The following is a 6285-nucleotide window of genomic DNA, read 5'->3' as shown; positions in this document are numbered from 1 at the left end:
CCATCATTGAAGGACCTGGTCATGTGCCCATGCATATGATAAAAGAGAATATGGAAAAGCAATTGGAACACTGTGCAGAAGCACCATTTTACACACTTGGACCTTAACAACGGATATTGCTCCGGGGTACGACCATATTACCTCTGCTATCGGAGCTGCTATGATTGGGTGGTACGGAACAGCAATGTTGTGTTATGTGACGCCAAAAGAGCACCTCGGACTTCCTAATAAAAAAGATGTAAAAGACGGAGTTATTACGTATAAATTGCAGCCCATGCTGCTGATTTTAGCAAAAGGACATCCTGGGGCACAATACAGAGATAATTGCTTGAGTAAAGCACGTTTTGAATTTCGTTGGGAAGATCAGTTCAATTTTAGCACTCGATCCGGATACAGCGAGAGAATTTCATGACGAAACCTTAACGGCAGACGGAGCCAAAGTGGCGCATTTTGTTCAATGTGTGGTCCGAAATTCTGCTCATGAAAATATCGCAGGAGATAAGAGAGGTTGCAGCGGCTGAAAAAGGGATGACCGAAAAATCTCAGGAGTTTATTGCTATTGGAAAAGAAATCTATTCGTATTGAAAATAATCACAAATCCTTATCCGGTGGTGATGAAGCTAAACTTATTCACGCCTTGTTTGAAGAAGGTATGGATGTTTTGCATGTGAGATAGCCGGATTATACGAATGATGAAATGAGACAGTTACTCGATAAAAATTTCAATGGTTTATACAGATCAGATTGCTTTGCATTCGCATCATGAATTAGGAGATTTCATTTGGAATTGGCCGTTTTCATTTTCTGAAAATAACCGGAAAAAGAATAATTGTTCATCCGTAACAGTGTTTACTCTACTGCAGTTCATGATATCCAGACTTTCAATGTATTGAATACTGCCTTTTCCTATGCATTTTTAAGTCCTGTATTTCCAAGCATTTCAAAAACCGGGATATTGCCCATCTTTAAATTTATTTGAACAGATAGATAAACGACCTGTTTCCAAAAAAAACTGGTTGCTTTGGGAGGAATCAATCTCTTCAACATCCTTGAGGTTTACAGAGCCGGTTTTGATGATGTTGCACTTTTAGGTGCTGTATGGCAAAATAATAACCCTATAAAAGAATTCAAAAAGTGTCAGAAAATCGCCCGTTTGTACTCACATTAGCAGGAATGGATCCGAGTGGGGGAGCAGGAATACTCGCCGATATTAAAACCTTCGAGCAGCATAAAGTATACGGTCTGTCAGTAAATACAGCCGATACTTTGCAAACAGAGCAGTCATTCCTTGAAATGCATTGGGCAGACATGGATTTTGTATTGCGATCTTTAACCAACTTATTTGAAGTCTATGAAATTAAAGCCATGAAAATAGGAATTGTTCCCTCTTTAGAATACTTGCAAAAAGTACTCAATACGGTAAGAAGCACATCAGAAAGTGTGAAAATTGTTTGGGATCCCGTACTCAGATCTTCAACAGGATTCAACTTTGTTACATCTGATAATGTACAGTTTTTAGAGAGAATTCTGGAAAAAACAGATCTCATAACACCTAATTATAACGAACTGGACGCCCTGAGCAATAAACATACATACGAAGAAAAAATAGCCTTTTTATCTCAGAAATGCCCGTTACTTTTGAAAGGAGGGCATCATCCTAAACAAAAGGGAACAGATTTTTTATATACAAGTCAACAGGAAATTGTTTTAAAACCAGCTATTCATGATCCGGTAGAAAAACATGGCAGCGGCTGTGTACTGGCAGCGTCTATCGTTTCGCATCTGGCTTTGGGAGATGAATTAGTAGCCTCTTGTAGAAAAGCAAAAAACTATGTGGAAAATTTTTTAACGTCAAATAGCTCCTTATTAGGATATCATCATGTATAGCAAATTACAATACATCTCACAGGGGAAAACGGCTGAAGAACAGTTGAATAATATGATGCGGATATTGGATAATGGTGGTAAATGGATCCAGCTGAGATTCAAAAATGCAGAAGAAAAAACTTTGTTAGCACTTGGAGAACAGGTCAAAAGAAAATGTGAAAGTTATCAGGCAACCTTTATCATAAATGATAATGTTGAACTTGCCGCTCATCTTGATGCGGATGGAGTGCATTTAGGATTGACAGACAGTGGTATTAAAGAAGCCAGGTTACTATTGGGAAATAAAAAAATAATAGGAGGCACAGCGAACACCCTGCAGCAGGTATTACAGAGAATAGAAGAAAAATGTGATTACATCGGGTTAGGACCTTATGCTTTTACTGCCACCAAAGAAAAGCTGAGTCCCATAATCGGTCTTAAAGGATACCGGGAAATAATGCATACACTCAAATCCCTTTACTGTACAATACCTGTATATGCTATAGGAGGAATAAAAGCTGAAGATATAAGGCTGATAAAACAAACCGGGATATATGGTATTGCGGTTTCAGGCTTACTGACGGAAGAAAACATACCTAAGGAACTTATCACACAACTCAACAAAACACTATATGAATTCGCTTAAAATTGCAGAAAAAAACTTTACTTCCCGTTTGTTTTTAGGAACCGGAAAATTTGGCTCTCCTCAGCAAATGGAAAAAGCGTTACTGGCTTCTGGAACTGAATTAGTTACAATAGCATTGAAAAGAATCGATTTAGAAACAGAAACCAACTCTTTATTACAACACATCAATCGTTCTAAAATGGATCTTTTGCCCAACACCTCGGGAGCCAGAAATGCTAAAGAAGCTGTATTTGCGGCTCAGTTGGCACGGGAGGCAATGGAAACCAACTGGCTTAAACTGGAAATTCACCCCGATCCTAGATATCTGTTGCCGGATCCTGTTGAAACGCTCAGAGCTACTGAAACTTTGGCTAAACAAGGGTTTATTGTTTTGCCCTATATCCACGCAGATCCCGTTCTTTGCAAACGATTGGAAAATGTGGGAACAGCAGCTGTAATGCCTTTGGGCTCTCCGATAGGGAGCAATAAAGGACTAAAAACATTCGATTTTCTGGAGATTATTATTGAACAAAGTAAGGTGCCTGTTATCATTGATGCAGGTATAGGAGCTCCGTCAGATGCTGCAAAAGCAATGGAGATAGGAGCAGATGCGGTTTTGGTAAACACTGCTATTGCTGTAGCCGGAGATCCGGTACTGATGGCAGAAGCCTTTAAACAGGCTGTAGAAAGCGGAAGAAAAGCGTATGAAGCCCGAATGGGAATGCAGTATCAACATGCCATACCTTCAAGTCCATTATCAGCCTTTTTGGAGGAATAATACAAAATAAATATGGAAACATTTCATGATATATTCAAGCATTTTGATTGGGACGATATTCGGAAAAAAATATACAGCACCACAGTAGATGATGTACGTATCTCTCTAAAAAAGAAAAAGAAAACTATTGATGATTTTTTACATTTTATTGCTCCGAATGCCGCAATTCTTTTAGAAGAAATGATGATGGAAAGTAACAGGCTTACCCAGCAGCGCTTCGGAAAAACAGTACAGATGTATGCTCCTATGTATCTGAGTAATGAATGTCAGAATATTTGTACCTATTGCGGGTTTAGTCTTGGTAATAAAATAAAAAGAAAAACATTAACCGATAATGAAATTACTATAGAGGCAGTAGCCATCAGAAAATCTGGATTTCAACATGTATTACTGGTCTCCGGAGAAGCCAATTATACCGTAAATATTTCTTATTTCCTTAAAGCGATAGCATTAGTAAGAAAATGGTTTTCCAATATATCTGTAGAAGTACAGCCTTTACAGCAAGAGGAATATGAAAAGCTGCATGAGGCCGGAGTTTATTCTGTATTGGTATATCAGGAAACCTACCATCGGGAAATTTATAAAAAATACCATCCTAAAGGTAAAAAATCCAATTTTGAATACCGTTTGGAAACACCTGATCGTATCGGAAAAGCGGGGATTCATAAAATAGGATTGGGTGTTTTACTTGGTTTAGAAGACTGGCGTACCGATAGTTTTTTTAATGCTTTGCATATTGACTATCTTCAAAAAAAATACTGGCAGAGCAAATATTCCGTGTCTTTTCCCAGACTACGTCCGGCTGAAGGTATCATAGAACCAAATTTTATCATGCAAGACCGCGATTTACTTCAGCTTATCTGTGCCTATCGTTTGTGGAATGCAGATCTGGAAATATCCCTGTCGACCCGTGAAAACGAAAAATTCAGAAACCATATCATTCCATATGGAATTACATCAATGAGCGCAGGTTCTAAAACCAATCCGGGAGGATATGTTGTAGATAAGGAATCACTGGAACAGTTTGAAACAAGTGATGAACGTTCTGCTTTGGAAATAGCAAAGATTATTTCTGACAATGGATATGAGCCGGTTTGGAAAGACTGGGACAGAATATACATGAATTCGTAATACAGTGAAAAATGCTTACACCTAAAGAAATTTTAAAATACAATCGACAAATTATACTTCCTGAGATCGGAATAGAGGGACAAATAGGTCTAAAAAGAGCAAAAATACTGGTAATCGGTGCAGGTGGACTGGGTTGCCCTATATTGGAATATCTCGTGTCATCCGGTGTAGGAACTATTGGTATTATTGATTTTGATGCAATAGCCCTTCACAATCTTCCGCGTCAGATATTGTATAAAGAAAAGGATGTCAATAAACTGAAAACACATATTGCTTATAATTATCTGACCGAAAAAAATACAGAACTGCAATGCCTGCTTTTTAATGATCGGCTCACTGACGATAATGCTGACAGAGTAATACAGACATTTGACATCATCATTGATGCGAGTGACAATTTTGCTACCCGGTATTTGGTAAATGATACCTGTGTGCGATTAAATAAACCTTTGGTTTATGGCAGCATTTTAAAGTTTGAAGGACAGATAAGTGTCTTTAATCATAAAGGGTCAAAAAATCTACGGGATATATTTCCAACACCTCCTAATCCTGAGGACGTTCCCAACTGTGATCAAAATGGCGTATTGAGTACATTGCCTGGAATCGTAGGAACCATAATGGCAAATGAGGCAATAAAACTTTGTACAGGCTTACCTGTTTTGAGTAATCAGTTATTGATACTTGATGTCATGAACTGGCAATTTCATAAAATTAATTTTTAGAATTCGCAACATGAAGAATTTTTAGAAAATCATCTCTGTGAATTTCAATAAAACCCAGATTGTCGAGATGTTCGTTATAAACCTGTCCATCCAGTAATAAATAATTATGTTCTTTCAGATAGCCGACTAAAAAATGAAGTGCTATTTTGGAAGCATTGGACACTTTAGAAAACATGCTCTCTCCACAAAAAATACGTCCCAAGTCCACACCATACAACCCGCCGACCAACTCGTCTTCTAGCCATACTTCTACAGAAGTTGACTTTCCGGATTCATGAAGTGTGGTATAAGCATTCATCATATCATCTGTTATCCACGTGCCTTGCTGTCCTTCTCTTTTTGCTTGCTGGCAATGGGTGATTACCTCCTTGAAAGCAGTATTGAACGTAACTGTAAACTTATTTCTGTTCAGTATATTACGCAGACTTTTAGAAGGTTTATAAGTATCTAAAAGCAACACCATACGCCATTCAGGACACCACCATGTAATGGGCTCTCCGTCTTCAAACCAGGGAAAGATACCGTTTTCATAAGCCAGTAATAGTCTTTTTTCAGACAAATCGCCGCCAATAGCTATAATACCTGAAGCATGTGTCGTTTCCGGAGCCGGAAATTCTAATAGATGAGAAAGTAATTGCATAAAAAAATCCTGATGTTTTTTGCATCAGGATAAAGGTATAAAATATTTTAGAACGGTAAATCGTCCGGTTCTTCTTCGTTAAAATTTGGTGCCGGAGGAAATGAATTGTTATTTTGATTAAAACCTCCGCCTTGTTGTGGATTATTTTGACCATAACCCTGCTGTGGTGCCTGCTGATATCCTTGTGGAGGTGCCTGATTATAACCTTGTTGCTGATAAGGATCTCCGCCCATAGATTGCTGTACAAGATTTTCGATTCTCCACCCTTGAATAGTGTTGAAATATCTGGTTTCACCTTGTGGACTTACCCATTCTCTACCGCGTAAGTTGATAGAAATTTTTACCGGTTGCCCAACTTGAAAGGGATTCAATAAATCGGTGCGATCCTGAGTAAACTCAATTAAAATATGTTGTGGATATTGCTCATCTGTTGTCACTACCACTTCTCTTTTTCTAAAGCTTGAACTCACTTGTTGTGGTTCGCCAATCATTTTGATTTTTCCTGTAACTTCCATCTTCTTAG

General features: G+C 38.2%; 10 protein-coding genes and 1 pseudogene. 8 read left to right on the top strand and 3 right to left on the bottom strand.

Annotated features, from left to right (window positions below; translation table 11 throughout):
* Together QW060_RS20345 and QW060_RS20340 are read left to right on the top strand one after the other, a co-directional pair.
* A pseudogene (locus tag QW060_RS20345) lies at window positions 1-585 on the top strand (phosphomethylpyrimidine synthase ThiC); the annotation flags it as partial.
* A 140-nt stretch (window positions 586-725) separates the two neighbouring features.
* A complete protein-coding gene (locus tag QW060_RS20340) occupies window positions 726-893 on the top strand; it encodes a hypothetical protein (RefSeq protein ID WP_290365041.1) in 168 nt (55 codons plus the stop codon).
* A gap of 13 nt (window positions 894-906) precedes the next feature.
* Here QW060_RS20340 and QW060_RS20335 read toward each other — a convergent pair whose 3' ends face one another.
* A complete protein-coding gene (locus QW060_RS20335; RefSeq protein ID WP_290365040.1) occupies window positions 907-1047 on the bottom strand; it encodes a hypothetical protein in 141 nt (46 codons plus the stop codon).
* Here QW060_RS20335 and QW060_RS20330 point away from each other — a divergent pair.
* From QW060_RS20330 to QW060_RS20305, 6 genes are read left to right on the top strand one after another with little or no spacing between them, the layout of a single operon-like run.
* Window positions 1022-1168, top strand: a complete 147-nt coding sequence (locus QW060_RS20330; protein ID WP_290365039.1) for a beta/alpha barrel domain-containing protein — start codon at window positions 1022-1024, stop codon at window positions 1166-1168. The two genes, QW060_RS20335 and QW060_RS20330, sit on opposite strands and share 26 nt — an antisense overlap.
* Window positions 1135-1887: a hydroxymethylpyrimidine/phosphomethylpyrimidine kinase gene (locus QW060_RS20325; RefSeq protein WP_290361874.1), complete on the top strand. Its 753-nt coding sequence runs from the start codon at window positions 1135-1137 to the stop codon at window positions 1885-1887. The genes QW060_RS20330 and QW060_RS20325 overlap by 34 nt, the downstream gene beginning before the upstream one ends.
* Window positions 1880-2512, top strand: coding sequence for a thiamine phosphate synthase (gene thiE / locus QW060_RS20320; protein WP_290361875.1), 633 nt, complete (start codon window positions 1880-1882; stop codon window positions 2510-2512). Before QW060_RS20325 ends, thiE begins: the two co-directional genes overlap by 8 nt.
* Window positions 2499-3269 (top strand): thiazole synthase, encoded by a 771-nt coding sequence (locus QW060_RS20315; protein WP_290361876.1) that lies wholly within the window; start codon window positions 2499-2501, stop codon window positions 3267-3269. The genes thiE and QW060_RS20315 overlap by 14 nt, the downstream gene beginning before the upstream one ends.
* Before the next feature lie 12 nt (window positions 3270-3281).
* A complete protein-coding gene (gene thiH, locus QW060_RS20310; protein WP_290361877.1) occupies window positions 3282-4400 on the top strand; it encodes a 2-iminoacetate synthase ThiH in 1119 nt (372 codons plus the stop codon).
* A gap of 11 nt (window positions 4401-4411) precedes the next feature.
* Window positions 4412-5122 carry a HesA/MoeB/ThiF family protein gene (locus tag QW060_RS20305; protein ID WP_290361878.1) on the top strand — a complete coding sequence of 237 codons (711 nt, stop codon included), beginning with the start codon at window positions 4412-4414 and terminating at the stop codon, window positions 5120-5122.
* On the opposite strand, the gene aat is transcribed toward QW060_RS20305, so the two are convergent.
* Window positions 5112-5762 (bottom strand): leucyl/phenylalanyl-tRNA--protein transferase, encoded by a 651-nt coding sequence (aat, locus tag QW060_RS20300; protein WP_290361879.1) that lies wholly within the window; start codon window positions 5760-5762, stop codon window positions 5112-5114. The genes QW060_RS20305 and aat overlap by 11 nt on opposite strands.
* A gap of 47 nt (window positions 5763-5809) precedes the next feature.
* The gene (locus tag QW060_RS20295) at window positions 5810-6277 is read right to left on the bottom strand and encodes a DUF3127 domain-containing protein (protein ID WP_290361880.1); all 468 of its coding nucleotides are present in this window, start codon (window positions 6275-6277) and stop codon (window positions 5810-5812) included.
* Window positions 6278-6285 lie beyond the last annotated feature (8 nt).

Source organism: Paenimyroides ceti (assembly GCF_030409925.1).
This window is presented reverse-complemented; position numbering and strand designations above follow the sequence as displayed.

Coding starts and splice junctions, on each gene's coding strand:
- QW060_RS20340 (WP_290365041.1), top strand. CDS start 726: ATGGTTTATACAGATCAGATTGCTTTGCATTCGCATCATGAATTAGGA.
- QW060_RS20335 (WP_290365040.1), bottom strand. CDS start 1,047: ATGTTGAAGAGATTGATTCCTCCCAAAGCAACCAGTTTTTTTTGGAAA.
- thiE (WP_290361875.1), top strand. CDS start 1,880: ATGTATAGCAAATTACAATACATCTCACAGGGGAAAACGGCTGAAGAA.
- QW060_RS20315 (WP_290361876.1), top strand. CDS start 2,499: ATGAATTCGCTTAAAATTGCAGAAAAAAACTTTACTTCCCGTTTGTTT.
- thiH (WP_290361877.1), top strand. CDS start 3,282: ATGGAAACATTTCATGATATATTCAAGCATTTTGATTGGGACGATATT.
- QW060_RS20305 (WP_290361878.1), top strand. CDS start 4,412: ATGCTTACACCTAAAGAAATTTTAAAATACAATCGACAAATTATACTT.
- aat (WP_290361879.1), bottom strand. CDS start 5,762: ATGCAATTACTTTCTCATCTATTAGAATTTCCGGCTCCGGAAACGACA.
- QW060_RS20295 (WP_290361880.1), bottom strand. CDS start 6,277: ATGGAAGTTACAGGAAAAATCAAAATGATTGGCGAACCACAACAAGTG.